This window comes from Bradyrhizobium sp. WBAH42 (assembly GCF_024585265.1).
GTDB lineage: Bacteria > Pseudomonadota > Alphaproteobacteria > Rhizobiales > Xanthobacteraceae > Bradyrhizobium.
Map to the genome: position 1 here is coordinate 4,720,915 of NZ_CP036533.1, position 26,863 is coordinate 4,747,777.

At 65.8% G+C, this 26,863-nt stretch carries 30 protein-coding genes; 12 read left to right on the top strand and 18 right to left on the bottom strand.

What is annotated here, in order from left to right; all coding sequences use genetic code 11:
* Positions 1 to 3 precede the first annotated feature (3 nt).
* Positions 4 to 663 carry a guanylate kinase gene (gmk, locus tag DCG74_RS21910; protein ID WP_172786453.1) on the top strand — a complete coding sequence of 220 codons (660 nt, stop codon included), beginning with the start codon at positions 4 to 6 and terminating at the stop codon, positions 661 to 663.
* Here gmk and DCG74_RS21915 read toward each other — a convergent pair.
* Positions 596 to 1,819 (bottom strand): hypothetical protein, encoded by a 1,224-nt coding sequence (locus tag DCG74_RS21915; RefSeq protein WP_172786454.1) that lies wholly within the window; start codon positions 1,817 to 1,819, stop codon positions 596 to 598. The two genes, gmk and DCG74_RS21915, sit on opposite strands and share 68 nt — an antisense overlap.
* A gap of 267 nt (positions 1,820 to 2,086) precedes the next feature.
* On the opposite strand from DCG74_RS21915, the gene DCG74_RS21920 reads away from it, so the two are divergent.
* The 3 genes from DCG74_RS21920 to DCG74_RS21930 all read left to right on the top strand — a co-directional run bounded on the left by DCG74_RS21920 (position 2,087) and on the right by DCG74_RS21930 (position 3,615).
* Positions 2,087 to 2,404 (top strand): helix-turn-helix transcriptional regulator, encoded by a 318-nt coding sequence (locus tag DCG74_RS21920; protein WP_172786455.1) that lies wholly within the window; start codon positions 2,087 to 2,089, stop codon positions 2,402 to 2,404.
* Positions 2,401 to 2,886, top strand: a complete 486-nt coding sequence (locus DCG74_RS21925; protein ID WP_172786456.1) for an SRPBCC family protein — start codon at positions 2,401 to 2,403, stop codon at positions 2,884 to 2,886. Before DCG74_RS21920 ends, DCG74_RS21925 begins: the two co-directional genes overlap by 4 nt.
* Before the next feature lie 117 nt (positions 2,887 to 3,003).
* Positions 3,004 to 3,615, top strand: coding sequence for a cupin (locus DCG74_RS21930; protein WP_172786457.1), 612 nt, complete (start codon positions 3,004 to 3,006; stop codon positions 3,613 to 3,615).
* On the opposite strand, the gene DCG74_RS21935 is transcribed toward DCG74_RS21930, so the two are convergent.
* The gene (locus tag DCG74_RS21935; RefSeq protein WP_172786458.1) at positions 3,603 to 4,304 is read right to left on the bottom strand and encodes a Crp/Fnr family transcriptional regulator; all 702 of its coding nucleotides are present in this window, start codon (positions 4,302 to 4,304) and stop codon (positions 3,603 to 3,605) included. The two genes, DCG74_RS21930 and DCG74_RS21935, sit on opposite strands and share 13 nt — an antisense overlap.
* 17 nt (positions 4,305 to 4,321) lie before the next feature.
* Positions 4,322 to 4,561 (bottom strand): hypothetical protein, encoded by a 240-nt coding sequence (locus DCG74_RS21940; protein WP_172786459.1) that lies wholly within the window; start codon positions 4,559 to 4,561, stop codon positions 4,322 to 4,324.
* A 157-nt stretch (positions 4,562 to 4,718) separates the two neighbouring features.
* Here DCG74_RS21940 and DCG74_RS21945 point away from each other — a divergent pair, with 157 nt between their 5' ends.
* Entirely contained in the window at positions 4,719 to 5,456 is a 738-nt protein-coding gene (locus DCG74_RS21945; protein ID WP_172786460.1) for a Crp/Fnr family transcriptional regulator, read from the top strand.
* Between the two features lie 10 nt (positions 5,457 to 5,466).
* Here the strand turns inward: DCG74_RS21945 and DCG74_RS21950 are convergent, their stop codons facing one another.
* The 9 genes from DCG74_RS21950 to lptF form a co-directional block, all read right to left on the bottom strand.
* Positions 5,467 to 6,186 (bottom strand): Crp/Fnr family transcriptional regulator, encoded by a 720-nt coding sequence (locus DCG74_RS21950; protein WP_172786461.1) that lies wholly within the window; start codon positions 6,184 to 6,186, stop codon positions 5,467 to 5,469.
* A gap of 159 nt (positions 6,187 to 6,345) precedes the next feature.
* Entirely contained in the window at positions 6,346 to 6,582 is a 237-nt protein-coding gene (locus DCG74_RS21955; protein WP_172786462.1) for a hypothetical protein, read from the bottom strand.
* A gap of 74 nt (positions 6,583 to 6,656) precedes the next feature.
* A complete protein-coding gene (locus DCG74_RS21960; RefSeq protein ID WP_172786463.1) occupies positions 6,657 to 7,715 on the bottom strand; it encodes an alcohol dehydrogenase in 1,059 nt (352 codons plus the stop codon).
* Between the two features lie 23 nt (positions 7,716 to 7,738).
* Positions 7,739 to 8,596 (bottom strand): 16S rRNA (adenine(1518)-N(6)/adenine(1519)-N(6))-dimethyltransferase RsmA, encoded by an 858-nt coding sequence (rsmA, locus tag DCG74_RS21965; RefSeq protein WP_172786464.1) that lies wholly within the window; start codon positions 8,594 to 8,596, stop codon positions 7,739 to 7,741.
* Positions 8,596 to 9,633 (bottom strand): 4-hydroxythreonine-4-phosphate dehydrogenase PdxA, encoded by a 1,038-nt coding sequence (gene pdxA, locus DCG74_RS21970; RefSeq protein WP_172786465.1) that lies wholly within the window; start codon positions 9,631 to 9,633, stop codon positions 8,596 to 8,598. Before pdxA ends, rsmA begins: the two co-directional genes overlap by 1 nt.
* Positions 9,633 to 10,568, bottom strand: coding sequence for a peptidylprolyl isomerase (locus DCG74_RS21975; protein WP_172786466.1), 936 nt, complete (start codon positions 10,566 to 10,568; stop codon positions 9,633 to 9,635). Before DCG74_RS21975 ends, pdxA begins: the two co-directional genes overlap by 1 nt.
* Positions 10,569 to 10,629: 61 nt before the next feature.
* On the bottom strand, positions 10,630 to 13,116 hold the full coding sequence (locus tag DCG74_RS21980; RefSeq protein ID WP_172786467.1) for an LPS-assembly protein LptD: 2,487 nt from the start codon (positions 13,114 to 13,116) through the stop codon (positions 10,630 to 10,632).
* Positions 13,116 to 14,213: an LPS export ABC transporter permease LptG gene (gene lptG / locus DCG74_RS21985; RefSeq protein WP_172786468.1), complete on the bottom strand. Its 1,098-nt coding sequence runs from the start codon at positions 14,211 to 14,213 to the stop codon at positions 13,116 to 13,118. The genes DCG74_RS21980 and lptG overlap by 1 nt, the downstream gene beginning before the upstream one ends.
* The gene (lptF, locus tag DCG74_RS21990) at positions 14,210 to 15,376 is read right to left on the bottom strand and encodes an LPS export ABC transporter permease LptF (protein ID WP_172786469.1); all 1,167 of its coding nucleotides are present in this window, start codon (positions 15,374 to 15,376) and stop codon (positions 14,210 to 14,212) included. Before lptF ends, lptG begins: the two co-directional genes overlap by 4 nt.
* Positions 15,377 to 15,714: 338 nt before the next feature.
* Between lptF and DCG74_RS21995 the strand changes: the two genes are divergently transcribed.
* The 3 genes from DCG74_RS21995 to DCG74_RS22005 all read left to right on the top strand — a co-directional run bounded on the left by DCG74_RS21995 (position 15,715) and on the right by DCG74_RS22005 (position 18,311).
* A complete protein-coding gene (locus tag DCG74_RS21995; RefSeq protein ID WP_172786470.1) occupies positions 15,715 to 17,214 on the top strand; it encodes a leucyl aminopeptidase in 1,500 nt (499 codons plus the stop codon).
* A gap of 6 nt (positions 17,215 to 17,220) precedes the next feature.
* Positions 17,221 to 17,673 (top strand): DNA polymerase III subunit chi, encoded by a 453-nt coding sequence (locus DCG74_RS22000; RefSeq protein ID WP_172786471.1) that lies wholly within the window; start codon positions 17,221 to 17,223, stop codon positions 17,671 to 17,673.
* Positions 17,674 to 17,822: 149 nt separating this feature from the next.
* Positions 17,823 to 18,311: a hypothetical protein gene (locus DCG74_RS22005; RefSeq protein WP_172786516.1), complete on the top strand. Its 489-nt coding sequence runs from the start codon at positions 17,823 to 17,825 to the stop codon at positions 18,309 to 18,311.
* Between the two features lie 93 nt (positions 18,312 to 18,404).
* Here the strand turns inward: DCG74_RS22005 and DCG74_RS22010 are convergent, their stop codons facing one another.
* Positions 18,405 to 18,878 (bottom strand): hypothetical protein, encoded by a 474-nt coding sequence (locus tag DCG74_RS22010; RefSeq protein ID WP_172786472.1) that lies wholly within the window; start codon positions 18,876 to 18,878, stop codon positions 18,405 to 18,407.
* Between the two features lie 24 nt (positions 18,879 to 18,902).
* A complete protein-coding gene (locus tag DCG74_RS22015; RefSeq protein ID WP_172786473.1) occupies positions 18,903 to 19,271 on the bottom strand; it encodes an antibiotic biosynthesis monooxygenase in 369 nt (122 codons plus the stop codon).
* Positions 19,272 to 19,368: 97 nt separating this feature from the next.
* On the opposite strand from DCG74_RS22015, the gene DCG74_RS22020 reads away from it, so the two are divergent.
* Complete coding sequence (locus DCG74_RS22020) at positions 19,369 to 19,839, top strand: MarR family winged helix-turn-helix transcriptional regulator (protein ID WP_172786474.1); 471 nt, start codon at positions 19,369 to 19,371, stop codon at positions 19,837 to 19,839.
* A gap of 161 nt (positions 19,840 to 20,000) precedes the next feature.
* A complete protein-coding gene (locus DCG74_RS22025; RefSeq protein WP_172786475.1) occupies positions 20,001 to 20,966 on the top strand; it encodes a tripartite tricarboxylate transporter substrate-binding protein in 966 nt (321 codons plus the stop codon).
* Between the two features lie 134 nt (positions 20,967 to 21,100).
* On the opposite strand, the gene DCG74_RS22030 is transcribed toward DCG74_RS22025, so the two are convergent.
* From DCG74_RS22030 to DCG74_RS22040, 3 genes are all read right to left on the bottom strand, one after another.
* Entirely contained in the window at positions 21,101 to 22,960 is a 1,860-nt protein-coding gene (locus tag DCG74_RS22030) for an ABC-F family ATP-binding cassette domain-containing protein (protein ID WP_172786476.1), read from the bottom strand.
* Between the two features lie 46 nt (positions 22,961 to 23,006).
* A complete protein-coding gene (locus tag DCG74_RS22035) occupies positions 23,007 to 23,180 on the bottom strand; it encodes a hypothetical protein (RefSeq protein WP_172786477.1) in 174 nt (57 codons plus the stop codon).
* 213 nt (positions 23,181 to 23,393) lie between these two features.
* Complete coding sequence (locus DCG74_RS22040; RefSeq protein WP_172786478.1) at positions 23,394 to 23,648, bottom strand: sulfur globule protein precursor; 255 nt, start codon at positions 23,646 to 23,648, stop codon at positions 23,394 to 23,396.
* A 315-nt stretch (positions 23,649 to 23,963) separates the two neighbouring features.
* Here DCG74_RS22040 and ndk point away from each other — a divergent pair, with 315 nt between their 5' ends.
* Positions 23,964 to 24,386, top strand: coding sequence for a nucleoside-diphosphate kinase (gene ndk, locus DCG74_RS22045; RefSeq protein WP_025035862.1), 423 nt, complete (start codon positions 23,964 to 23,966; stop codon positions 24,384 to 24,386).
* A 41-nt stretch (positions 24,387 to 24,427) separates the two neighbouring features.
* Positions 24,428 to 25,288 carry a TerC family protein gene (locus DCG74_RS22050; protein WP_172786479.1) on the top strand — a complete coding sequence of 287 codons (861 nt, stop codon included), beginning with the start codon at positions 24,428 to 24,430 and terminating at the stop codon, positions 25,286 to 25,288.
* A 61-nt stretch (positions 25,289 to 25,349) separates the two neighbouring features.
* Here the strand turns inward: DCG74_RS22050 and ppx are convergent, their stop codons facing one another.
* Positions 25,350 to 26,852 carry an exopolyphosphatase gene (ppx, locus tag DCG74_RS22055; protein ID WP_172786480.1) on the bottom strand — a complete coding sequence of 501 codons (1,503 nt, stop codon included), beginning with the start codon at positions 26,850 to 26,852 and terminating at the stop codon, positions 25,350 to 25,352.
* Positions 26,853 to 26,863: the final 11 nt, after the last annotated feature.

Below are 26,863 nucleotides of genomic sequence, written 5' to 3' on the forward strand. Positions count from 1 at the left end.
TCGATGACGACGGGCGGTCACGGAACTGACGGTGTCGAACGGCGCGGATTGATGTTCGTGCTGTCCTCGCCATCAGGCGCGGGCAAGACGACGCTGTCGCGTCTTTTGATCGAGCGGATGCCCGGCCTGAAAATGTCGGTCTCGGCGACCACGCGGCCGATGCGCCCCGGTGAGGTCAACGGCAAGGATTACACGTTCGTCGACAAGGCGACGTTCGATGCGATGGTCAAGGCCGACGAACTGCTGGAATGGGCGACCGTGTTCGACAACAGCTACGGCACGCCGCGCGGCCCTGTCGAGGCGGCTCTGTCGGCAGGCCAGGATGTGCTGTTCGACATCGACTGGCAAGGGACTCAGCAGTTGAAGCAGAAGGCGCGCGCCGACGTCGTCAGCGTCTTCATCCTGCCGCCCTCGGCGGCCGATCTCGAGAAGCGCCTGCACTCGCGCGCGCAGGATTCCGACGAGGTGATCCGCAAGCGCATGAGTCGCGCCAGCGACGAGATGAGTCACTGGGCCGAGTACGACTACATCGTGATCAACCACGCGGTCGACGAGGCGTTCGCGGAGGTGCAGTCGATCCTGAAGGCCGAGCGCCTCAAGCGCGAGCGGCGGATCGGCCTCGTAGGCTTCGTTCGAAGTTTGCAAGGTCAGCTTCAAGGTTAGGCCGCGACAGTCGCGGCCCTTGCTTGGCCAGCTGTTCCAGCATCGTCGTGATGCCGTCGACGTCGACGGCATCGGCGTCACGACCTGCCGACGCGTCATCGTGATCCTTGCCGATCTCGCCAGCGGCGAGCTTGGGCGCTGCGGCGACGGGCTGGAATATCTTCTCGACCATCTCGACCTTGTTGCTTCTGGTCTCGACGGGTTCTGCGGCCGGAGCGGCGGCACGTTGTCTGCGCGCGTCGATCAGCTCGATCTCGCGGCCGATCGCGGCAAGCTTCGTCGCTTGTCTTGTCGGTTGCGGACGTGCCGCATCGAAGTCGATCGGGCGCGGCGGCTGGGCGGCGGCCGGCGGTGAATCGCGCCAGGGCGCACGGCTTCCCTCCTGGGTCTGCGCCTGCCAATCGTCCCAACGCCCGTGACGGTCCGCCGACCGGAGCCGGACGCGCGCGCCGGCGAAGCGGTAGATGAGGCTGGCCAGGATTCCAGCGAGCGCGAGCGCGCCGCCGATCACGAGCAGCAGCATCTGCAGCGAGCCGGTCGGCTTCTCAGTCGTGCTGTTGTCTGCCGCAGCGAGCGCCACGGGCGAGGAGGATTTCGACGGCTTTGCGCTCGGCTGCGCGGCTGCCGCGACAGCGGTCGGTGCCGGCGACGACGCGGGGGGAGCGGATGCAGTGGAGACATCGGGCCAGGGTGCGGCGCCAGCGGGTTGCTGCGCGTTGCCGTCAGCGGCCTGGTCCGCGGATTGTTGCACCGGCGCCGCAGCGGCGGCTTGCATCGGCACGTTCGCCGTCTTGGCAGCAGCAGTTCCGCGCGGCGTCGGATATTCGGCGCGCGCGTCCTGCACCGGGTTCTGCTGCGGCGCCGGCGCGTCCGCGGTCGATGGATCGCTCACGGCCGGGGCGGCCTGCGCGGTCCTTGCGCTCTCCTTCTCACCGGCGGCGCGCAGATACCAGCATTTCCGCTTCGTCGTGCGATCCAGGCGATAGTACCAGTGCTGGCCCTGCGGCGCGGCATCCTTCGGCGAAGCCAGGCAGTCGGGGGCCGCGTTGGCGGTGCTCGATGGTGCAGGCGCGTTCTGCGACACGGCGGCTAATGGCGCGCCGGCAAGGATGCTGCCAACCAGCGCGGATACGAATTTTGCGGTGCGGTTGCCCATCCTGGTCTCCCGGTTACGCATGACGCAACTCTTAACCACCCCTTTGTCATCAAAGACTTGGGTGGCAATGAGCCGCAAATCCGGAGAGGATGTGGCTTGAATCGGGCCTGCGCGGCGTTCGTTCCGCCGCCGGATGAGACTCTTCAACACCAGGATCAGAGTTCCACGGCGCGACCTCCGCCGGTTGACTTGATAATTAGTTTATACTAATCATTAGTTACGGCTTATTATAGGTCGAACGGGCGTGGCATCGGGCGGCGAGTTTCTATGGCTAAAGACAGCGCACAACTGGCTGCTCTCGGCGATCCGACCCGCAGGCGGATCTTCGAGCTTGTCGGTGCACGGCCACGCACCGTCGCTGAGATCACGCGACAGCTGACCGTGTCCCAGTCGGCCGTCTCACAACATCTCAAGGTGCTGCGCGAATCTCGCTTGGTTCGTGCGGAGCCGAAGGGCGCCAGCAACGTCTATCACGTCGATCCAGCGGGGCTCGGCCAGATGCGCGCGTGGCTCGACCGGTTCTGGAGCGACACGCTGGCAGCCTACAAACTAGCCGTCGAAAAACCATCGGAGGGATCCAAATGAACACACGTGTATCGGCTGCGCCCGTAAAACATTCCATCGTCGTCGAGGCGCCGATCGAGCGCGCGTTCAAGGTCTTCACCGAAGACTTCGGCAGCTTCAAGCCGCGCGAGCACACTCTACTCGCCGTTCCCATTGCGGAGACTGTATTCGAGCCTCACGTGGGCGGAAGCATCTATGATCGGGGGATCGACGGCAGCGAATGCCGCTGGGCACGCGTGTTGGCGTTTGAACCACCCAACCGAGTCCTCTTGAGCTGGGACATCAGCCCGCGCTGGCAAATCGAAACAGATCCCGCCAAGACGAGTGAATGGGAGGTCCGGTTCATTGCGGAGACACCAAGTCGGACCCGCTTGGAGCTGGAGCACCGTCACCTCGATCGGCATGGCGAGGGCTGGGAAGGCGTCCGCAGCGGCGTTGACAGTGATCAGGGTTGGCCGCTCTATCTGCGGCAGTTTGCCGAGCTGATTGCCGGCAAGGGTTGACGCGCCTTTCCAACGCCGCGTCATGATGAGCTGGAGAGGCCCTATCGAGCCTTGCCCCCGATTGGGCCTGGAAACTTCTCACCTCCGCAGCCGTTATGTCGCGGCTGAGGAGACGTCATGCCGGTCAAGGATCAGATCAAGAATTTCGCCAAGAAGCTGGTGGAGGAGCAGCCCGATGCGGCGACCCTGCGGGCGGTGGTGCGTGCCCGAAAGCCGACCGCCATGCACTTTCGCGACGACGGCATCGTGCCGAACAATCCGCGCTTCCCGGCGCTGCTCTATCGCCGGGCGGTGAAGCTGAACGGCCGGCGCTTTCCGCCGGAGGTCGTCATCGACACGCTGTTCGACACGAACGGCTGGGGCCGGTCGTGGCGCGACACCGTGTACGACTTCGTCCACTATCATTCGCAGATCCATGAAGTGATGGGGGTGGCGCGCGGTGCGGCGCGGATCGAGTGCGGCGGGATCAAGGGCCGCATCCTGAATGTGAAAGCCGGCGACGTTCTGGTCCTGCCCGCGGGCACCGGCCACCGGCTGATCGAGTCCAGCCGGGACTTTCTGGTCGTCGGAGCCTACCCGCAGGACGGCACCTATGACGAGTGCACCGACACGCGCCAGCGTCCTGACGCGGTCAAGCGCATCGCCAAGGTCCGCAAGCCGAAGACGGATCCCGTGCTGGGGAGCGACGGGCCGCTGCTCGCCGCGTGGCGGAGCGCTCAGCTCAGATAATCCGGCGTGAAATCCGCCAGTCTGCGCAACTCGTCGGGCTGCAGCAGCTCGATCTCGCTGCCTTCCCAGGCGATGAACCCGCGATGCCTCAGCTCCTGGATGGTGCGATTGACGTGGACGATCGACAGTCCGCAGGCGTCCGCGACGTGCCGTTGCGTCATCGGCATCTGGAAACCGTTCCCTTTGACGAGGCCGACGACCGCCAGCCTTGCGGCCAGCTCGCAGATGAGGTGCGCGACCTTGGGCAACGCCGCCTGCGCGCCGAGGCGGGCGATCCATTGCCGGGAGATCGCCGCGTCGACCAGCGTCTCGCGCCAGAAGGCGCGGGTCAGGTGGATCGAGCTGTCGAGTAGCTGGCGGAGCTGGCTGTGGGCGACGGTGCCGACGATGGTCGGGCCAAGGCCCACGAGGTCCGCGTCCGTCGGCGAGACCAGCAGCGTGTGCAGGCACGGCATGTCGCCGGGAACATGGAAGGCGAGGGTCTGGCTGCGATCACCGACGATGCGCGACTGGTACAGGAAGCCGCTGACGACGAAGACGCAGCGGGTCGCGGCCTCGCCCTGGCGCAGCACGATCTCGCCATCCGAGACCTGGCGCAGCGTGGACGGCAAGCCCGCGATCTGTCGGCGCTCGTCCTCGGACAGGCCTTCGATCGCTTGCAGACGGGCGATGAACTTCGGATGCGGCATGGGCCTCGCGTGCCGCTTCAGCCGTCCCGCGGCCCCGGCGCCTCGGCCAAGCGACGCGACAGTTTCGCAAGTGTCCCGTCGGAAACCGGCGCGGATCGGAACTCGAGGATGGCGCGGGCGAGCTCCTGATCCGACATCGGCCGGACCGGCTCCTTCAGCCTTCCCTTCAGCAAGGCATCGTTGATGCTGTCCAGATGCTCGCCCGCCTCGGATGCGAACAGGCGGCGGATGCGCTCCAGCAGAGTGGTACTTTTCATGAGAAGGCCGGCTCGTCCGAAATCGGGGGGATTGGTGTGGCTGCGATCGGCGCGTCGCAAGCCGGTTAGCAACCTGTGCTTCCGATCTGCGTTCTAGTCCGCTGAACGCAAGCCGGACGTATCATTTGATAGAACCGGCGCGATTATTGGCGGCCCCATGGAAAAAGCTCACGACGTGCTGATACGGAACCTCGGCGAGCACACCGCGCTCGCAGATGAGGATATGGCCGAGATTCGCGCGCTGACCTTGTTGCTGCGCGATTTCGCGCCCAACGAGGATTTCATCCGCCAAGGCGACGAACCCGAGCATTCCGCTTTGGTCGTCTCCGGCATGGTCGCCCGCTACCACCTGCTCGGCAGCGGGCGGCGGCAATATCTGGCGTTCCATCTCACCGGCGATCTCCCGGACGCGCAGGGGCTGTTCATCGACCAGATGGATCACGGGCTCAGTGCGCTCGGGCCGGCGTCGGTCGCGTTCATCCCGCACCGCGAATTGTTCATCGCGTTCCGGCGGCGGCCGACCTTCAGCCTCGCCGTCTGGCGCGAGACTCTGCGCGATGCCGCGATCTTTCGCGAGGCCATCACCAACAACAGCGCCCGGCCGATGCAGGCGCGCATGGCGCACCTGTTTTGCGAGCTGTTCTACCGCGCCCGCGCGGCGCAGCTGGTGCGCGGCAATCGTTGCCGCGTGCCGATCAGCCTCGCGCAACTCGGCGAGACGCTCGGCATGGCGATCGCGACGGTGAACCGGACCCTCGGCGATCTCAGGCGCAGCGGAGCGATGGATCTTCGTGACGGCGAACTGGTCGTGCTGAAATGGCGCGAGCTGCAGCGGCTCGGCGATTTCAGTCCGGCCTATCTGCATCTGAAGCGGCAGTCGCCGCCGCTTGGGTGAGTCGGAGGCGTCAACCCTCCGCGGTTGCCGCTCCACCGCACACCTCGTCAAAATGCTTCTTCACCCAATCGTTGCAGCAGCAGGCCCTTGCTTCGAGCGCTGCTGCATCGAGGATCAGGATGGCGCCGCGGCGGGTCGCGAGGATGCGCCGCGCCTTGAACATCTGGATAACGCGGCTGGCATAGCTGCGGGAGACGCCCAGCATGCCGGCGAGCTGCTCGTGCGTGAGGGGAATCTCGGCTCCGCCGATATGTTCATGCGCGGAGATGATCCACTTGGCGGCACGCTGCTCGATCGAATGTGCAGCGTTGCAGGCCGCGGTCTGCAGCAGCTGCGCGAACTGGCAGTCGGCATAGCGCGCGAAGGCCTCCTGGAGTGTCGCCGACCTCTGCTGCGCCTGCTCGAGCGCGCGCAGCGGCAGCCGCACCAGGGTGCCGCCAAGCTTCACGATCATGCGCGAATAGGCGAGCGAAGGGCTGCGGCCGGCGGCGATCCCCACCGCGCCCTCGCGCCCCACCAGCAGGCTTTCCACCTCGCGATCGTCCTCGACCGGCACGGCGAACGACACCAGCGCGGGCCCGCATGGAAAATGGACCGCGGCGACATCGTCGCCGGCGTGATGCAGGACGTGGCTCGCCTCGAGTTCGACCGGCTGGAGGTGAGGCGCGAGCAGCTCGAAATCCGGATCATTGAGCTGCCGGAGCAGATCGTTCTGGGGCCGACCGGTCACATCGTGTTCTCTTGGGCGGGCCGGGAATCGGCGCCAGCGGCAAACCTACGTTTCCGCGGCGGAACCGACGGTTCCAAAGTGCACACAACGGGCGGTCGGGCGTTGAAAACTACAGCACGACGTCGTGTGCTTCAGCTGGCTGGACGGCAGCGAGGATCGTCAGCCGCAGCGGACTTCGCGATCCCCCGCCAGTCGGCCTTGTGCCGCAGCCGCGCGGTAAGCGTCGATTGCCTTGTTGGCGAGCATCAATTGCCGGCGCTCACCGGTTCGAAGCTGGGCCTCGATGGCGTCGAGCAGGAAGTTCGCGCTCGCGTCCGGCGGCCCGAGCTCGCCGCTCTTCTCCAGGCAGCTCCAGGCGATGAAGAACGCGCTTTCGACGGTGCAACGGATCGACATGCGCAGCCAACGCGGCGCGGCCGCAGGCGTTCCGTGCGGCGGGCGAGACTTGCGTCGGACCCGCCGCGCTGTTGTCAGTTCTTCAGCACGATGCGGCCGACGACCTTGCCGGCGCGCAATTCGTCGATCCATTTCTGCACGTCGCCCATCGGCTCCTCGCGCATCGGCGTCGGCTTGATCTTGCCGGCGCGGGCGAGCGCCATCAGCTCGTGGGCTTCGGCGAGCGTGCCGACCATGAAACCTTCGATCGTCATGCGCTTGTAGACCCATTGCACCATCGGCAGCGTGAACTGGCCGCCCATCAGGCCGGACACCACGATCTTGCCGCCGCGCGCGGCAACCGCGACGGCAAAGGCCATCGACTTCTCGTTGCCGGCGAAATCGACGATCTCGTCGAAGCCGCCCTCGGTCTCCTTCAGGATGCGCTTGATGACGTCGGGCTCGGCCGGATCGTAGGCCACCGCGGCACCGTTCTTGAGTGCGGTCTCGCGCGCGGCCGGCGAGAGGTCGGCGACCGTGATCGGCTGCTTGAACATCGCCTGCGCGAACGACAGGCCCATCATGCCGACGCCGCCGAGGCCGATCAGCAGCAAATTGCGTTGGCGTGGCCGGTCGACCAGGCGCTTGAGCGCGCCATAGGCGGTGACGCCGGAGCACATCAAGGTCGCGGCCTGGTTGACGGGCAGGGGATCGTAGTCGAGCAGGTACTTTGCGTCGGGGACCAGAACGTGGGTGGCGAAGCCGCCGTCGATGGAGACGCCGAGGAAGCGCTGCTTGACGCAGAGGTTCTCGTCGCCATTGGCGCAATCGCGGCACTGACCGCAGCCGATCCACGGGAATACCGCTTTTTTGGCGCCGACGAGGCTGGAGGGAACATCGGGGCCGACCTCGTCCACGACGCCGGCGATCTCGTGGCCGAGCGTGAAGGGCAGCGTCATGCCGCGCGTGGTGTCGAGCTTCCTGCCGCCGCCGAGATCGGCATAGCCGTCCTGGATGTGGAGATCGGAGTGGCAGAGGCCGCAGCGCTCGATGCGGACCAGAACCTCGGCGCCTTTCGGCTTCGGCGTGTCGACGATGGTCTCGCACAAGGGCGCATCGAACTTGACCAGGGACTGCCGACGCATCAACGCCATTTTCTTTCCTCCGGAATTCTTGGTTACTCGGCTTCGCTGCGTATATCCGCCAATTCACGGGCCATGGCAACAAAGCCGGAGATGGGAATGGTCTCGGCGCGCCGCGTCGCATCGACGCCGGCGGCTTGTGCTAGCCGCGCCGGATCGACGCCGAGCGATTTGAGGCTTTGCCGCAGCATCTTCCGGCGCTGGCCGAACGCGGCGGCGGCGACCTGCTCGAGCAGCCTGCGATCACACGGCAGCGGCTCCGGCCGCGGCTTGAGGCGCACGACGGAGGAGGTGACCTTCGGCGGCGGCACGAAGGCCGACGGCGCAATGTCGAACAGGATCTTGGTCTCGCAGCGCCAATTGGCGAGCACGCCGAGCCGGCCATAGGCCTCCTCGTCCTCGCGCGCGACGATGCGCTCGCCGACCTCGCGCTGGAACATCAGCACCATCATCTCGTACCAGGGCGGCCAGGGCTCGGTGGTTAGCCAATTGATCAGAAGCTGGGTCGCGATGTTGTAGGGCAGGTTGGCGACGATCTTGGCGCGTTCGCCCGAGAGCAGCGGGCGCGGATCGAAGGTCATGGCATCGCCATGCACGATTTCGAGCCGGTCAGGATAGCGCGCGGCAATATCCTCCAAGGCCGGGATCGCGCGCTCGTCATGCTCGATGGCAATGACGCGTTTCGCGCCGAGCGCGAGCAGCGCGCGCGTCAGCCCGCCGGGACCTGGGCCGATCTCGACGATCGTGGAATCTTCCAGCGGTGCCGCCGCGCGCGCGATGCGGGCGGTGAGATTGAGGTCGAGCAGAAAATTCTGGCCGAGCGATTTGCGCGCCGACAGTGCGTGCTGGCGAATGACCTCGCGCAGCGGCGGGAGGTCGTCGATCGCGCTCATCAGCTTTGCGACGCCGCCATGCGGCTCGCAAGCTTGAGCGCGGCGATCAGGCTCGCCGGATTGGCCTTGCCGGTGCCGGCGATGTCGAAGGCGGTGCCGTGATCGGGCGAGGTGCGGATGAAGGGCAGTCCGAGCGTGACGTTGACGGCGTCGTCGAAGGCGACGGTCTTGATCGGGATCAGCGCCTGGTCGTGATACATGCAGACCGCGCAATCATAGGTTCGTCGCGCCGCCTCGTGGAACATGGTGTCGGCGGGCAGCGGACCCCTGGCCTCGATGCCGTCGTTGCGCAGCACTTTCAGCGCCGGGGCGATGACGGTCTGCTCCTCGTGGCCGAGCGACCCGTCCTCGCCGGCGTGGGGATTGAGGCCGGAGATCGCGATGCGCGGCGTTGCGATGCCGAAGCGGGATTTCAGCTCGGCGGCGACGATGCGGACGGTCGAGACGATCAGCTCGCTGGTGAGCTCTCCCAGCGCATCGCGCAGCGAGACGTGGATGGTCACCGGCACGACGGCGAGCTGCGGCGACCACAGCATCATCACCGGCTGCGGCACGCGGCCGCTCTCCGCGGCGAGCTCGGCGAGGAATTCGGTGTGGCCGGGATGACGGAAGCCGGCGCGGTAGAGCACGCTCTTGGCGATCGGGTTGGTGACGACGGCGCCGGCACGGCCTGCGCGCACGTCGATGACCGCCTGCCGGATCGAGGCGAGTGCGGCCGGCGCGCTGGATGAATCGGGCTTGCCGGGCTCGGCGGTGGCGCGCTCGCCGGTCGCGACCACGGGCAGGGCATCCTTGAAGGCGGACGTCGCCTCTCCGGGGCTCACCGTGGCGATCCTGATGTCGGTGCCGAGTGCCTTGGCGCGGCGCGCGATCAGCGCCTCGTCGCCGAGCAGATAGAAGGCGGGCAGGTTCAGCTCGCCCCGGCTGCGCCAGGCTGCGATCGTGATGTCGGGACCGATGCCCGCGGGCTCTCCCAGGGTGAGGGCAAGGGGCTTGGCGGCGGACCTGGTGGAGGGCTCTGGGTGGGGCTTGGCCATCAGCGGTTGCGATATTCGATCATCGCCGCCTTGCGGAGCTCGTCGAGATAGGCCTTCTGCGTCTTCTCGTACTTCTCCTGATACATCTTCTCGCGGACCTCACGCTTCTTCGGCGTGTCGATCATGGTCGGCTTGCGCGAGCACAGCACCACCATCTCGATGCCGTTCTTGGTCATCTCGGGCGCGGTCAGATGGCCGATCGCGGTGTCGTCGAGCACCTTGCGCAGCGGCTCGGGCAGCTCGGCGGTGGTCTTGGTGACGGCGTCGCGGATGGTGGCGTTCGGGGTCGAGCGGAACAGCGAATTGGCCTCCTCGCAGCTCCCGACGCGGGCGCGATAGGACTCGGCTTCTTTCTTCCGGGTTTCCAGGAACGCCGCCGACGAGCCGCGCGGCACGATCAGCACGATCGGCTGCATCTTGTACTCGATGCCCTCGACCTGGAGCTTATCGCCGGTCTGCGCCTGCACGGCCTGCGCGACGTCGCGCTCGCCGACCAGCAGCTTCTCCTTGAAGCGGCCGCGCACGAGGCTGCCCCAGACCATCTCGGCCCTCATGCGGCTCTTCAGCGTCTCCGAGCGGACACCCTTGGTTTCGAGCGTCTTGGTGAGCTGGTCCGGTGTGATGCGCATGCGCTGCGCCATGCCGTCATAGGACTGGTTGATGTCGGACACGCCGGGATCTACGCCGTACTTCTTGCCTTCCTTGATCTTCACCTTGTCGTCGATCAGCTCGTTGATGACCTCCTGCCGGCTCGGGGTCTTCTGCGTCGTCAGCTGGTCGAGCTTGGTGCGCTGCTCGATGTCGAAATCGGTGATGGGATCGCCGTTGACCATCACGACGATGTTTTGCGCGCGCGACGGTGAGGGCAGGGCGGCCAACATCAGTCCGGCACCGATGGCGAGAAGGAGGCGGAAGATAGGCAATGGCGTCGTCATGATGTCGCTCGCATGTCGACCGCGTTGAGATAGGGCAAACGCGGCCGACACTTTAAACTGTTCACTGGAGGCCGGCGGAACTGCTGCTCGTCGACGAGTTCGCCAGCGTGCGCAGGCCGATTTGGAACATGAACGCGTGGCTCAGCGTGGGCGGTGCGGTGCCCGCGGAATAGCTATACGAAGTTACGTAATTCGCCGCCAGCACGAAGCAATCGTCGACATAGCCGGCACCGAGCACATATTGGTTGATCTTGTTGGCCTCGAGGTCCCAGCGCGCCGAGCCCGACACCACCCAGTTGGTCGCGACCTTCAGCGAGCCCGTCGTCAGGATGCCCTCGCGGCGGGTCAGATAGCCCAATTCCGGCTGGGCTGCGTAATTGCCGTACAGCACGCTGACCGACCAGCGATTGAAGTTGGCGCGGCCTTCCGCCTCGAAGCGCTGCACGTTCCAGGTCTGCTCGTCCATGCGGGAGCGGACGCTGAACGTGTAGGTGCTGTTCGGCGAGTAGCTGGCGCTGGTGACGTAATCGGACCGCGGCTTGTCGAGGCCGGAGTTCAGGCCGGTATTGATGGCATCCTGGACCGCGAAGGAGTTCAGGCCGAACAGGTGGTAGGACTGGCCGAACAGCACCTTGACGGCGCCGCCCCTGTCGAACTGCGTGGTGGACTGCACGCCGACATTGGCGCGGCCTCCGCCCTCGACACGGTCGTAGCCGGAGAACTTGTCGACGTTGAACAGGTTCGCGGCGTCGAACACCAGGCTCTGGGCGTCCTCGTTCGGCAGCCTGCCGGCATAGGTCTCGTTCGGGCGGATGATGATCTGCGCGATCGGCTCGAGCGTGGTCGAGCCCCAGGGCTGAACGTTGATGAACGGATAGCGGTACTCGAGGCCCACGGTCGGCATCAGGCGGAACGCCTCGGTGTCGCCGACGGGCAGGTAGTTCGACACGCCGGGCTGGTTGGAGACCGAGGATTTGATCGCGTCTGCGCGCAGGCTCGCGAACGGCGTCCAGATCTGGCCGAACGGGTCGGTGAAGGACTTGCGCCACTGCGCTTCCGCCGAGAGGCGGGTGTAGGTGCCGGGGAAGCCGCGCAACAGGCACTGCGAGAGCATCCGCGCCAGCGGATCGGCCGATGCCGTGGTGCACAGGCCGTTGGTGTTGGCGAGCGTCGTGATCGGGTCGAACACCGCATCGTCGCGCGACAGGTTCACGAAATTGGTCTTGTAGCTGAACTCGCCGCCGAAGACGGGATAGTTGAGCACGTTGGAGTAGTCGATCACCGGGTAGACGATCGGCACCTGGCTCTGGTTGCCCGAATAGCTCAGCCAGTACATCGTGCGCGCATCGAAGAAGCTGCGGTTGCCGACGCCGGTCAAATAGAGCTGCGACAGCGCTTCCGTCGGCAGCAGCAGGAACGAGCCGAGCGGATCGCGGTACTGATAGAGCCGGTAGTCCGAGAAGAAATAATAGTCGGACATCAGGACGCCGTCCCAGCCCCAGACCCATTTGTCGTTCAGCGCGAACTGACCCTTGGTGTCGATGGCGCCGCGGAACTCGCGGTCGCCGGGCTGCCCGGCGAATGCTCCGGGATCGAGCTGGTAGATGCCGTAGGCGCGGATCTGGTAGGCGCCGTCGATCAGGCGCTGGCGGAATTCGCCCTGCAGCAGCGCGCCTTGCCGCGACAAGAAGCGCGGGGTGATGGTTGCGTCCATGTCGGGCGCGATCGCCCAGTAATAGGGAACCTCGACGCCATAGCCCGTGTTCGTCGTGCCGGAAATATAACCCGGCATCAGGAAGCCGGATTTGCGCTTCACGGTGGGGTCGGGGGTCGAGAAATAGGGCATGTAGGCGAGCGGCACGCCGAAGAATTCGAGCTGCGCCGTCTCGAAATACAGCATCTTCTCCTGCTGATCGTGGATGATGCGGGCACCCTTGACCTGCCACAGCGGCGGCTTCTTCGGATCCTCCTTACACGGCGCGCAGGCCGTGTAGACGCCGTTCTCGAACACCGTGTAATTGCCGCTGGAGCGGTCGGCGCGGCTCGCGGCCATACGGGTTTGATCGGCCGTGTCCACGCGCAGCGAATCGACGAAACCGTCGCGGTAATCGTCGGAGAGATCCATGATCTCGGCATAGGTGATCTTGCCGTCGGCATCCGTCATGCGGATGTTGCCTTCGGCGTGCAGCCGCTTGGTCTTCTGGTCGTAGATGACCCGGTCGGCCTCGACGCTCGTGCCGTTGTAGAACAGCTGCACGTTACCGACGGCGGAGACGCGCGAATTGTTGTAGTCGTAGTCGACCTCGGTGGCCTGAACCAGCATCTGGTTGTCGTTGGGGGCCCTCGGCGGCTTCGGACGCGGCGGCAGCGGATTGTAGGTGAAGCTCTGGGCCTTAGCCGGCGCCACGGCAGCGTCGATCAAGCCGCCCAGCGAGGCAGCCGCGACGACGGCAAGCAGGAGCCTGCGGACGGACAAGCCGCACCCGTTCGCGCGCACCAATGTGCGCCGCGTCAAACGAGACACGAGCCCTCGGCGGACGGCAGTCACTATCCGTCCTCCTGATAGAGCAAGGCCAAAAAGCCGGTGAGGCCGCCCACCACAACGGGCAACCACGCCGCAGCGATCGGATGCATCAACTCAGCCTTGCTCAAGTCCTCAGTTACTTTCGACAGAACGTAGAGCAGAAAGCCTGCGCCCACGCCACTCAAAACCATCTTCTGCACGCCGCCCATCCGGAAGAAGCGCAACGACACGGAGGCCGCGAGCATCACCATGGCTGCGAGCAAAAACGGCTGTGCCAGAAGCTTCTGATACTGGAGTCGGTATCCGGCTGTCGCGAAGCCCGAGCTCTCGGAGGAGCGGATGTAGCTCGGTAGTTGCCAAAAGGACACAGTCTCGGGGGTGGAAAAGCTGTTGCGGACCTGCGCCTCGGTCAGCGTGGTCGGTATCTCAAGAACGGGCTGGTCGATCGGCGGTCCGTCCAGCGAGAAGCGGCGGACGCTCTTGAACAGCCAGCGGCCCGACTCCAGCGTCGCCTCGCGCGCCTCGACCCGCTCCTTGAAGTGCTGGTCCTGGTCGAACCGGAACAGCGTCAGCCCGGTGAGCCGGATGCCCTGCTGCTCGCTGCGCGCCGCATTGATGATGGTCTGGCCGTCGTTGGTGAGCTGGTTGAGCCAGAAGCCGGAGGCGTCCTGAATGCCGCCGCCGGGCGCCGAGCCGAACAGCTCGGCCTCCATGCGCTTGGACAGCTCGCGCAAATTGGCCGACATCGGATTGTAGGCGACGGTGGCGATCACCCCGATCAGCAGCGCACTGCCGAGCGCCGGCGAGATGAACTGCCAGGCGGAGATGCCCGCGGCGCGCGCCACCACGAGCTCGAGCCGGCGGGAGAGGGCGAGATAGCAGGTCATGGCGCCGATCAGCATGCAGAACGGCGTCAGCTTCTCCAAAAGCTGTGGTACCCGGAACAGCGAGGTCTCGGCCACCATGATCGCGGAGGCGGAGGCGAGCCCTGAGGTCTTGCGCACCATCTCGATGTAATCGACCAGCACCAGCAGCAGGAAAATGCCGCCGAAGACGCCGAGCGCGGCGACCACGAAGCGGCCGGCGAAATAGCGCCCGAGTGTGTTGGTGAGCATGCTCATGCGGTGGCCGGACGTCCGAACAGCCGCGCGATCCGTGCGTTCGACCTGTTGATGGCCTCCATCAGGCCGGGAGGCGCTTCGACCACGACGCCGCCGATGATCATCCACAGCCCAGCGCCGATCGCGCCGAAGACCATCGCATATTGGACCAGCACCGGGCTCGGTGACTTCACCGCCATCACCGAGCAGGCAAAGCCGGCCATGCGCAGGCCGAACACCGCGACGATCGACGAGGCGATCGAGAAGTTGCGGCTCTGGCGGGTGGTGCGCGGCGCTCCGAGGAAGGCAAAGGTCAGCACCGCAAAGGCGAAGGGATAGATCGGCGCGAGCAGGCTGTCGTGCAGGGCCGCGCGGAACTGCCCGGGAATCTCCTTGTAGACGGGATCGGTCTCGGATGGCCAGAGCAGCTCCCAGAGATAGCGCTCGCGAATGCCGAGGGTGACGTCGCGGCCCTTCGAGAATTTCGACATGTCGAAGCCGTAGCGGCCGAAGGCCACCAGCGCCGGATCGCGCTTGCCCGCCTCGAAGCGCTGGAGATTGCCGGTCTCCAGCACCAGGAACGAGCCGGTCTCGTTCTTCACGACCTCGCCGCGCTCGGCGACGATCGAGACGCGCTCGTTGCGATCGCGCCGGTCGTCGATGAAGATGCCGGCAAGGATGCCGCCCGGCTGGCGTTCGCGAATCCGAATCGTGAGGTTCTCGTCGAGCCGGGCGAAGCGGCCGGGCTGCAGGATGTTGGTGAGCACGTCGGCGGTGATCTCGGCATCCCACTGCTTGATCCGCCGCATGCCGTCCGGGGCGAGATAGGCCGCGATGAAGGCGACCAGCAGGGCCACCACGCAGGTGGCGTAGAAGAACGGATAGAACAGCCGGAACGGCGAGAAGCCGGCGGCATTCATCACGATGATCTCGGAATCGGTCGCGAGCTTGTTCAGCGTGTGCGAGATCGCGATCATCAGCGCGATCGGCGAGATGATCAGGACCAGGGCCGGGATCACGAGGCTGGTGATGCCGAGGAAGGTGAGAATGGTCTGACCCTGGCTCGTCATCAGGTCGATGCCGCGCAACGCCTGCGTAATCCAGATCACGCCGGTGAGGCTGACCAGGACCAGCGCAAACGACGCCAGCGTCGTGCGGAAGATATACCTATCGATCGACCCCATGCGCTACCGCACGAACCCACCCAAGTCCCCAATGTCGACCAGAATTCCGGCGGTCCAACCAATCCCCGTCAGGGGATCCCCAAGGTCGGCCGACAGCTCTTCCGGCGGTTCATTCTCTCACTACCATCCCTTTGATCCGTCAACAAAATGGCTGCCCCGTGGCACCCTCATTATATGGTTAATATTTCGGGCGTTGTGGCCCCGCGGCCACGGCGGCGCTTGGCATCGGGCTGGCCGCTGGCCCATAGTGGGGGAAGCCTCAGTGAATCGCCGTTCAGCTCCGGCTTGTGCTCGGACCCCCGAACGACGAAAAACCCCATGTTTTGGAGGAGTTATCCATGTCCGATGCCATCAAGGTCGGCTTTGTCCCGTTGTCTGCCGCCCCCCGTGGCATCCTGGTCGTGTTTTGCGACGACGGCCTGAAGCTCGGCCCGGCGACGGCCAAGGCGCTGGGTGGCGCTGCCGACATCGTGAAGCGCGCGGCGGCCGCGGCCGCCTTCAAGGGCAAAAGCGGGGCCGCGTTGGACATTCTGGCACCGGAGGGGGTGAAGGCGACCCGGCTGATCGTGATCGGCGCCGGCAAGGCGACCGGCCTCAAGGCGAATGATTTCCTCAAGTTCGGCGGGGTGGCCGCCAGCAAGCTGCCCGTCGGCACCAGCGCCATGACCGTCCTCGCGGAACTGCCGGGTGGCTCTATGACGAGCGAGCAGGCGGTTGCGATCGCCTCGGGCCTGCGCTTACGCGCTTACAAGTTCGATCGCTACAAGACCAGGAAGAAGGACGGCGAGGAGGGCGGCGCGCGCGCCGACGTCTCGCTTGCGGTCGGCGATGCCGGTGCGGCGAAAAAGGCGTTCGCTGCGGCCGGCCACGTCGTCGACGGCGTGATCATCGCTCGCGACCTCGTCAACGAGCCGCCGAACGTGCTTTTCCCGGAGGAATTCGCCCGCAGAGCCGGTCAGCTGCGCAAGCTCGGCGTCAAGGTCGAGGTGCTCGACGTCAAGGCGATGCAGAAGCTCGGCATGGGCGCGCTGCTCGGCGTCGGCCAGGGCTCGGCGCGGCCGAGCCGCACCGTGGTCATGCGCTGGGACGGAGCCAAGAAGGGCGAGGCCCCGGTCGCCTTCGTCGGCAAGGGCGTCTGCTTCGACACCGGCGGCATCTCGATCAAGCCGGCCGGCAGCATGGAGGACATGAAGGGCGACATGGGCGGGGCGGCCTGCGTCGTCGGCCTGATGCATGCGCTCGCGGCGCGCAAGGCGAAGGTCAACGCGGTCGGCGCCATCGGCCTGGTCGAGAACATGCCCGACGGCAACGCGCAGCGGCCGGGCGACATCGTCACCTCGATGTCCGGCCAGACCATCGAGATCATCAACACCGATGCGGAGGGCCGCCTCGTGCTCGCCGACGTGCTCTGGTACGTCGCCAAGAAGGTGAAGCCTAAATTCATGGTGGATCTGGCGACGCTGACCGGCGCGATCATGGTGGCGCTCGGCACCGAGCATGCCGGCATGTTCTCCAACAACGACGAATTGGCCGACCGGCTGCTCACGGCCGGCATCGAGAGCGGGGAGAAGGTCTGGCGCATGCCGCTCGGCCCCGAATACGACAAGCTGATCGATTCCCAGTTTGCCGACATGAAGAACACCGGCGGCCGCCATGGCGGCTCGATAACCGCCGCGCAATTCCTGCAGCGCTTCGTCGACGGTGTGCCCTGGGCCCATCTCGACATCGCCGGCACCGCGATGGGCGCGCCGAAGACCGACATCAACCAGAGCTGGGGAAGCGGCTACGGAGTCCGCCTGCTCGACCGCCTGGTCGCCGACCATTACGAGCGCAAATGATCCGACATGACTGAAGTGCTGTTCTACCATCTGCAAAACATGACGGTGGAGAATGTGTTGCCGCCGTTGCTCGAGAAGTCGCTCGAGCGCGGCTGGCGCGTCGTGGTGCAGTCGACCTCGGAGGAGCGCGCCGACGCGCTCGACTCGCATTTGTGGACCTATCGCGACGATGCATTCCTGCCGCACGCGACATGGCGGGTGAACGATGTTGCCGACCAGCCGATCGTGCTGGCGATCGAGGGCGGCAATCCCAATGGGGCCAATGTCCGCTTCCTGGTCGACAACGCCGCGCTGCCGGAGGACGCACAGGGCTACGAGCGCATGGTCCTGCTGTTCAACGGCGACGATCCCGACGCGCTTGCGCTCGCTCGCTCGGCCTGGACGGATTGCAAGGCGCGGGGATTTGATGTCACCTATTGGCAGGCCGACGACCGGGGCCGGTGGCAGAAACGCAATTAGCCGCAATTAATGATAATTTGCACTTTTCGGGCGATGCTGGCTTCGGCCACCTTCGTGCCGCAAAGGGATGTTGGGACAAACGCTTAGGGCTGGTCCTTCACGCGGGGAATTAGTTTATCGTGCGACATCAAAAGCTTCCCGGCTCGCTCATGATTGCGCTCGTTGCCGTAGCACCGCTGGTCGCGGGCTGCTCGGGCGGCACCGACCTGCTGTCGAAGGACGCCGAATGGTTCCAGAAACCCGGCCGTCTCTTCATCAAGAACATCTCGATCGAATCGCCGCCGCTGACCCCGGACAAGCCGGTCGGAGCTGAGGATCTCGTCAGCGCCGACGGCGCCTGTCCCGGCATGGCGCCGCCGCCCGGACCGGCCGATGCCAATGCCTCGACGACCGCGCCGATGGGCGGCACGGTCGCGCTCGGCCACACCGAATGCGACGTGGTGCGCGGCATCGGCGCGCCCTCGAGCATCAATCTCTCCAACGATGCCGCCGGCCGCCGCGTCGCCGTGGTCACGTGGACGACTGGTCCGCGCGCGGGCGTCTACACGTTCACCGCTGGACGTCTGTCCTCGATCGAAGGCAATCCGGACCCGCAGCCGATGCCGAAGGCGGCCAAGCCGAAGAAGAAGCACGCGTAGTCGGGGATCGCCTGCGCCGCAGTGAAACGGAAGAGTCTCCGATCCAGGAGGTGAGCGGGGCGGACCCGATGCAAAGCCGGCTTGGCGGCGCGCTCAGAGGATCGGCTTGGTGTTGAAGCGATCGGGCTGGCGAGCGCGGAAACGGCCCTTCATCTTGAAGCCGTCGCGCATGTTGAGGCCGAGAAGGCCGATGTTCATCGCGCCGGCAAACAATTCGAGAGTCTGCACCGCGTAGAACGTGGTGTCGAACTCCGCAGCCTTCGCCTTGGAGGCAAGAAACAACGCGGCGGGAATCAGAACCAGGATGCCGTTGCCGGCGATGAACGGCATGCGCTTGATCTTCGCACCGATCAGGCCGGCGCGCCGCTGCTGTGCCAAGACGAATCCCGAACCTCCCGTCGCCGCGAGCATCGGAATGAGCAACAGGAAGCCCCACGGTATGGCGGTCTTCACCATGGCGATGGTCTGGTGTGACGCAAATAGCTCGGTGAGAGCCGTGGAAAGCCAGAAGGTCGCAATAATCGCCAGTGCGACCGCTCCCGCGATTGGGTGGATGATCCTGGTCATCGGGTCTGCCGTTCTCGAAGCGGGCTACGCGACGCAAATGCCGGGCACCGCGACCTTCTCGAATAGGTGCGGGGAGGCGACGGCGGATGCGGGGTAGGCCGAGATCTTCGACCTGAACTCGGGGTGCGTGAACGCAGCCCGGAAGTCGGCGGTCGTCTGCCAAACCGCATAGTTCAGATACGTGGGGCTTTCGGCAATTGCTCGGTGAAGCTGGGTGGAGATGAAGCCCGGCTGCCGCTTCATGAAGGCGGCATCGTCTTGCCAGATCCGGAGAAAGCTTTGTTCATCGGCCTTGTCGAGCGTGAACAGATTCACCAGCACCACGGGGCCGGTGTCGATGCCGAGCTGGCGCTCGATGGGACAGTCAGGGTCCAGTGGGCGTAGGCGCGCCATGACGAACTCCGTCGAGATGGTTTTATGATGTCAATGTGGTACTATGGATAATCTAGTAATTTGACATCATGATGTCAATAACTGTCTATGGTGACGGATGCGAAAATCCCAACGAACGCCGGCCGGCGATGCTCTGACCGACCTCATGCTTGACTTGTTCCGGCTGAACAGCCTGCTCTTGACCGCTGGCGACCGCTTGGTGGCCCGGCTCGGGCTCACCAGCGCCCGCTGGCAGATTCTCGGCGCCATCGTGCAGGCGGAGCGGCCCCAGCCGGTGGCCTGGCTCGCCCGCGATCTGGGCGGCAATCGTCAAAACGTGCAGCGGATCGTCAACGACCTCCACGGGGAAGGCCTCGTTGCTTTCGAGGCCAATCCGCACCACCGCCGAGCGCAGCTCGTCGTCCTGACCGACAAGGGGCGCCGTGCTTTCGATGCCGCCATGGCCCTGCAGATGCCGTGGGTCAACAGCCTTTCCGAAGGGCTTGCGGTCAAGGATCTGCAAACGGTTCATCGCATCGTCGCGGCACTACGGACGAAGCTCGAGAGCGAAGCCGAGGCGCAGACGTAGTGCTGGGCAAGCGCCAAGGTCACGCGCGGTCGCACCGAATGCGATGTGGTCGGCCTCGGCGCGCGCTCGACCGCTGCAAGGTTCCTGCTGACGTCGCTTTCGTGATGGCCGCGCGCCCCTGAATGCGCTTTGATGGCGCAAACAACAATCCGGAGGAAACTATGCGGTTCATTGCCCTCGTATCGGCGCTGCTTCTGCCGCTCGGTGCAGCATTCGCCCAGGACTATCCGACCAGGCCCATCACCATGCTGGTGCCATTCGCCGCGGGCGGGCCGACCGACACCATCGCCCGGCTGACCGCGGCGGGCATGGCGAAATCCCTGGGACAGCAGGTCATCGTCGAGAACGCGACCGGCGCCGGCGGCACCATCGGCACGACCCGGGCCGCGCGCGCCCAGCCGGACGGCTACACGCTACTGATCCATCACGTCGGCATCTCGACCGCCGCGACGCTCTACCGCAATCTCAGCTACGACACCAAGACGGCCTTTGCGCCGATCGGGCTCGTCACCAACGCGCCGATGACCATCATCGCGCGCCCCGACTTCCCGGCCGATACGCTCAAGGACCTGGTCGCCTACGCCCAGCAGCAGGGCGACAAGCTGACCTATGCCAATGCCGGCTTGGGTGCGGCCTCGCATCTCTGCGGCATGCTGTTCATGACCGCGATCCAGAAGCAGCTCACCACGGTGCCTTACAAGGGTAACGGCCCGATCATGAACGATCTGCTCGGCAAGCAGATCGATCTCACCTGCGATCAGGCGACCAACACCACGGGGCCGATCACGGCCAAGCAGGTCAAGGCCTACGCGATCACCACCAAGGAACGGCTGAAGAGCCTGCCGGATCTGCCGACCGCCGACGAGGCCGGCCTCAAGGGTTTCGAGCTTGGTGTCTGGCACGGCATCTATGCGCCCAAGGGCACGCCGCCGGCGATCGTTCAGAAGCTGACCGCGGCGCTGCAGACCGCGCTTAAGGATCCCGCGCTGATCGCCCGGTTCAACGACATCAACACCGAGCCAGTCCCGCAGGACAAGGCGACGCCGGAGGCGTTAGGTGCGATGCTGACGAGTGAGATCGACCGCTGGGCCCCGATCATCAAGGCGGCCGGGCAATACGCGGATTGAGCTTTTGCGCCCCGCTAGGCTTGCCGGCCGAGCGGGTAAAAAGCAGCTTGTTCAAAGGCTAGTTCGCCGGTGCCATAATGCCGGTACTGTGCATGGGGTTGTTTTGCACGTTTGGTTGGCGCGCGGTGGAGGCGCTAACCCGCCGCCTCGTCGAATTGCGCGCTCGCCTCCAGCCATTGCTCCTCGGCGCGCGCCAGCGCGTCGGCCGCGTTCGCGCGCGCCTTCGACAGCTGCGCCGCCTGCTTGGGATCGCGCGTGAAAATGTCGGGCAGGGCCAGCGCCGTGTCGATCTTGGCGATGATCTCGCTGACGCGCGCGATCTCGGCCTCGGCTTCGGCGATGCGCTTCTTCAGCGAGCCGCGATTGTCCGATTTCGGGCGCTGCAGTTTCTCGCTTGGCGCGCTGCGCTCGCGCGGGGCTTCGGCGTTGCGCGTCGACAGCACCAGGCGGCGATACTCGTCGAGATCGCCGTCGTAATTGGTGACGGTGCGATCGGCGACGATCCAGAGCCGATCGGCGCAGGCCTCGATCAGATAGCGGTCGTGCGAGACCATGATCACCGCGCCGGGAAACTCGTTGATCGCTTCCGCAAGCGCGCCGCGGCTGTCGATGTCGAGATGGTTGGTCGGCTCGTCCAGGATGATCATGTTCGGTCCGAAGAAGGTCGCAAGCCCCAGGAGGAGGCGCGCCTTCTCGCCGCCTGACAATTTACCAGCCTTGGTGTCGGCGGCCTTGCCGGAGAAGCCGATCGCGCCGGCGCGGGCGCGCACCTTGGCCTCGGGCGCATCGCCCATCAGCTTGCGGACGTGATCGTAGGCAGAGGCGTCTTCGTTCAGCTCATCGAGCTGATGCTGCGCGAAATAGGCGATCGACAGCTTGTCGGCGCGCGTCACTTTTCCCGAGAAAGGCGCGAGCCGTCCGGCGAGCAGTTTCACCAGCGTCGACTTGCCGTTGCCGTTGGCGCCCAGCAGCGCGATGCGGTCGTCATTGTCGATGCGCAAGGTGACGCGGCCCAGCACCGGGCTCGCCGGATCGTAGCCGACCGAGGCGTTGTCGACGGCAATGATCGGCGGCGACAAGATCTTCTCCGGCGCCGGGAAGCTGATCTCCCGCACGTCCTCGGTGACCAGCGCCGTGATCGGCTTCAGCCGCTCCAGCATTTTCACGCGAGACTGTGCCTGCCGGGCTTTCGATGCCTTGGCCTTGAAGCGGTCGACGAAGGCCTGGAGGCGGGCGCGCTCGGCCTCCTGGCGCTTGACCGCCTTGGCATCGAGCAGCTCGCGCGCGGCGCGCTGCTCCTCGAACGAGGAATAAGACCCCTTGTAGAGCGTGAGCTTGCCGCGCTCCAGATGCAGGATCTGGTCGACCGAGCTTTCCAGGAGGTCGCGGTCGTGGCTGATCACGATCACCGTGCGCGGATAATGCGCGAGGTGATCCTCCAGCCACAGCGTGCCTTCGAGGTCGAGATAGTTGGTGGGCTCGTCGAGCAGCAGAAGGTCGGGCGCCGCGAACAGCGTTGCGGCGAGCGCGACGCGCATGCGCCAGCCGCCGGAGAATTCGGCGCAGGGGCGGAGCTGATCGGCGGCGGAGAAGCCGAGGCCGGAGAGAATCGCGGCCGCGCGGCTCGGCGCCGAGTGGGCGTCGATGTCGACGAGGCGGGTCTGGATCTCGGCGATGCGGTGCGGATCGGTCGCGTGCTCGGCCTCGGTGAGCAGCGCGTCGCGTTCGAGGTCGGCCTTGAGCACGACCGAGATCAGGCTTTCGGGGCCGTTCGGCGCTTCCTGCGCCAGGCTGCCGATGCGCCAGCGCGGCGGCAGGGTCACCGAGCCGTGCTCGGCCGCAAGTTCGCGGCGGATCACCTTGAACAACGTCGACTTGCCGGTGCCGTTGCGTCCGACCAGGCCGACGCGCGATCCGGGCGTGATCTGCACGGAACTCTGGTCGATCAAAAGGCGTCCGGCGAGGCGGATGGAGAGGTCGTTGATGGCGAGCATGCGGCCTTGTCACCGCAAGGCGCGTGGAACGCAACCCGTTTTTCCGTCAGTGCGTCTCGCGTTCACGCCGCCGCAGCTCGTTCAGGAGCTGCTCGAGATGGGTCGGAAGGCGCGGCTCGGGCCGGAGGCTCTGTTGCAGCCGTTCGCCCACGGCATCGCAAATCGAGCGGCTGGTGCGCCGGTCGATCTGTTCGCTGTCACTGGCAAAAGGCCCAGCCATCGCAAGGTTCCGTGTTCTCGAAGTAAAGACACGGTACCAAGTCATTGCCGGCGAAATGGTTTCGCCGGCTGTAGGGAATGCCGGACATTCTCGTAAAAATTGTATGAGCTGCGCCTTGTCCGCTCAAGGCAAAGCCCCGGCGAGGGGGCGCCGGGGCTTCTCTTGGCAGGTACCTTGGGGGGCTTAGGTACCCTTCGAAAGGTGCTGACGGGTTCAGTAGCAGCGGTTGATCAGCCGCCAGCGGGGTCCCCAGGGGGTCGGGACCAGCCGGCGCACATAGCAGCCGCCATAACCGTAGGAGACGGGGGCATAGTAGCGCGGACCGCCCCAGCGGTAGCCGCCGTGCCAGCCGCCACCGCCATGCCAGCCCGGGCCGCCGCCATGCCAATGAGCGGAGGCCGAGGTCGGCGCCAGCGCGGCACCGAGCGCAACCGCGGCGACAGCGGCAAGCGAAAGTTTCCTCAACATGGTGATCTCCTCAAAACTGCCCGGCGCGGGGGAATCCGCGTCGATGGAAAGGCCTCCGAAACGGTCCGCCTGACGATCAGGCTTCGGTTTCGATGGAGCCACCTTACGCCGGCGAAGCTGAACCGGACCCTCACGGCGGTTTCAGATTGGGTTCATCTGGGTGAAATTGTTGTCATCCAAGCCGAAATCGGACGCCGGCTGCCTGCGGCGAAGCGCCTGTGAGGCCGTTTCGGCGGTCGCTTGCCGTCCGGCAAAGGCGCCGATATAAGCCCCGCAACTCGACAACCACCCGCCTTCTTCCCCAAGGACAATATTATGGCCATCGAACGCACGTTCTCGATCATCAAGCCCGACGCGACCGAGCGTAACCTGACCGGCGCGGTCAACGCCGTGATCGAGAAGGCAGGCCTGCGCATCGTGGCGCAGAAGCGCATCCGCATGACCAAGGAGCAGGCCGAGACCTTCTACGCCGTCCACAAGGCGCGCCCCTTCTTCGGCGAACTCGTGGCGTTCATGACCTCCGGCCCGGTCGTGGTTCAGGTCCTGGAAGGCGAGGGCGCGATCGCCAAGTACCGCGAGGTGATGGGCGCGACCGATCCGTCCAAGGCCGCCGAGGGCACCGTGCGCAAGCTCTACGCCAAGTCGATCGGCGAGAACTCGGTGCACGGTTCGGATGCGCCGGAGACCGCCGCGATCGAGATCGCGCAGTTCTTCTCGGGCAACGAGATCGTCGGCTGATCCAGCCGGCAGGTTAGAAACAACGGGCGAAAGGACTCATTGTGGACTGGCTCTGGCAGATCTTCGATCCCGCTACGATCGGGGCATTCTTCACCCAGTTCCGCAACGAGATGGCTGCGCCGACCTTCTGGATCGCGGTCGGCAAGATCATCTGGATCAACATCCTGCTCTCCGGCGACAATGCGCTGGTGATCGCGCTCGCGTGCCGCGGCCTCTCGCCGCGGCATCGGCTGTGGGGCATGATCTTCGGTGCCGGCGCAGCGGTGATGCTGCGGATCATCTTCACCGGTATCGTCGCCACGCTGATGGAGTTGCCGTATCTCAAGCTGGTCGGCGGCCTTGCGCTGATCGTGATCGCGGCCAAGCTCCTGGTGCCGGAACACGATGACGATGACGACGTCGACGCTGCCGCGCATCTCTGGCAGGCGATCCAGATCGTCGTGGTCGCCGACATCGTCATGAGTCTCGACAACGTCATTGCGGTCGCCGCCGCGGCCAATGGCAGCGTGCCTCTGCTGATCCTCGGCCTTGCCATCAGCGTGCCGCTGATCGTCGCCGGCGCGGCGCTGATCATGGCGCTGCTGGAAAAGCTGCCGGTCCTGGTCTGGGCTGGCGCGGCATTGCTCGGCTGGATCTCGGGCGAGGTGATCGCGACCGATCCCGGCGTCGCGCCGCGACTGCACGCGCTGTTCGAGGGCCCGTTCGGCGCCTCGCTCGACGCCATGCTGGGGGTATTCCGCATCCCGCCGCAATTCGGCCATGGCGGGGCCGGCCCCGAATTTCTCTGCGCCGCACTCGGCGTCCTCGTCGTGCTGGTGGTCGGCACCATCTGGCGCCGGCGCAGGCTGACCGCCGTCGCGCTGGCATCCTCCGAGCAGCACGCCAAGGCTTCGGCGGAATAGAGTTTTCCGAGGATTGCTGTTCAGCTCTCCCGCAGGGAGAGGCGAGCACTCGCCGCCATTGTCAGCGCCGCACGATCGATCCCGAGCGGCCGATCAGGCGGGCGAGCTGACGGAAGCGGCTGCCGACGCGATCGGCGACGAGGTCGCCGAGCCGGTGCTCGAACACCAGCATCAATTTGCGGCCCTGGCTGCGGAAATGCGTGGCGGGCAGCACGCCGGGACGTGCAGCCGAGATCAGATGCGCGACGCGGAATGCAGCGCCCAGGAGGCGCGCGCGTTCGAGTTGCGCCGGCGTCAGCAGCTCCTGCATGGTGGCCGGCGGCTGGTTCTCCTCGCTGAGGCCGGCATAGCGATAGAACACCGACAGGCCGACGAAGGCGCGTTCGGTGTGGGTGATCGCGCCGAAATTGCCGTTGACGACGAGGCTGAGCGTCTGTTCGCCGCGATGATCGGGATGCACGCGCCAGCCGATGTCGGAGAGCAGGCACGCGGTGTGGCGGAGGCGACGGTCCTCTTCCGTCTCGCGCAGCTTGACGACGCGCACCAGGCGGTCGGTCCAGGCGATCAGCTCCCGCGCGTGTTTGGCTGAACGCGACAGCAGCTGGTTCAGCTCCTCGGCCGCGCAGATCAGCCCGTCCTTGGTCCGTTCGGACTCCGACAGCTTCTCGTGCAACAGGCCCTCGCGCACGCCGAAGGTCGAGAACACGATCGTCTTGGGTTTTGCGACCCGGATGATGTGCTCGAGCACCAGCGCCGCATAGGTGAGGAGAGGGCGCCGCGCATCGGCCACGATCTCGATGTCGGCAAGCATGTTGGCGGCGGCGAGGCGCCGCAGGCGGCGCGAGAAGTCGAGCGCTTCAGCAGCCGGGATGGAATAGCCGTGCATCACCTGGAGCGGATAGCCGCTCTGGATGATGTGGATGCGCGCGAGCGCGCGCCAGGTGCCGCCGACGGCGTAGAAGGTGCGGCCGCGGCCTGCAGTCAGCTGCGGCACCTCGTCGATCTCCTCGCGCACGATGCGATCGGCACGCTTGAGCGATTTGTGCGCGAGATCCTGGAGCGCGAGACCGCCGAGCGGCAACGTCACGCCGCTGCGCACCGCGTTCCTGCGCACGTCGATCAGCTCGAGCGAGCCGCCGCCGAGGTCGCCGACGATGCCGTCGGGGAGGTGGATGCCGGAGATCACGCCGAGCGCCGAGAGCCGCGCCTCCCGCGGGCCCGACAGGATCTCGATCTTCACCGCGCAGATGCGCTCGGCCTTGGCGATGAAATCGGGACCGTTGGAGGCGTCGCGGCACGCCGCGGTCGCGATCGCGAACACGCGTCCGACCTGCATCACCCGGCAGAGCGCGCGAAACCGTTTCAGCGAGGTCAGGGCCTTGTCGACGGCGTCGGGCGCAAGCAGGCCCGTGCTCTGCACCTCGCGTCCGAGGCCGCACAGCGTCTTCTCGTTGAAGATCGGGATGAGGCTGCGCGCCAGCGCCTCGTAGACGACGAGGCGGACCGAGTTGGAGCCGATGTCGATAACCGCGACGCTCGAGCCGCGCTTGCGCGGCCGCTTCACGTCGCAAATCC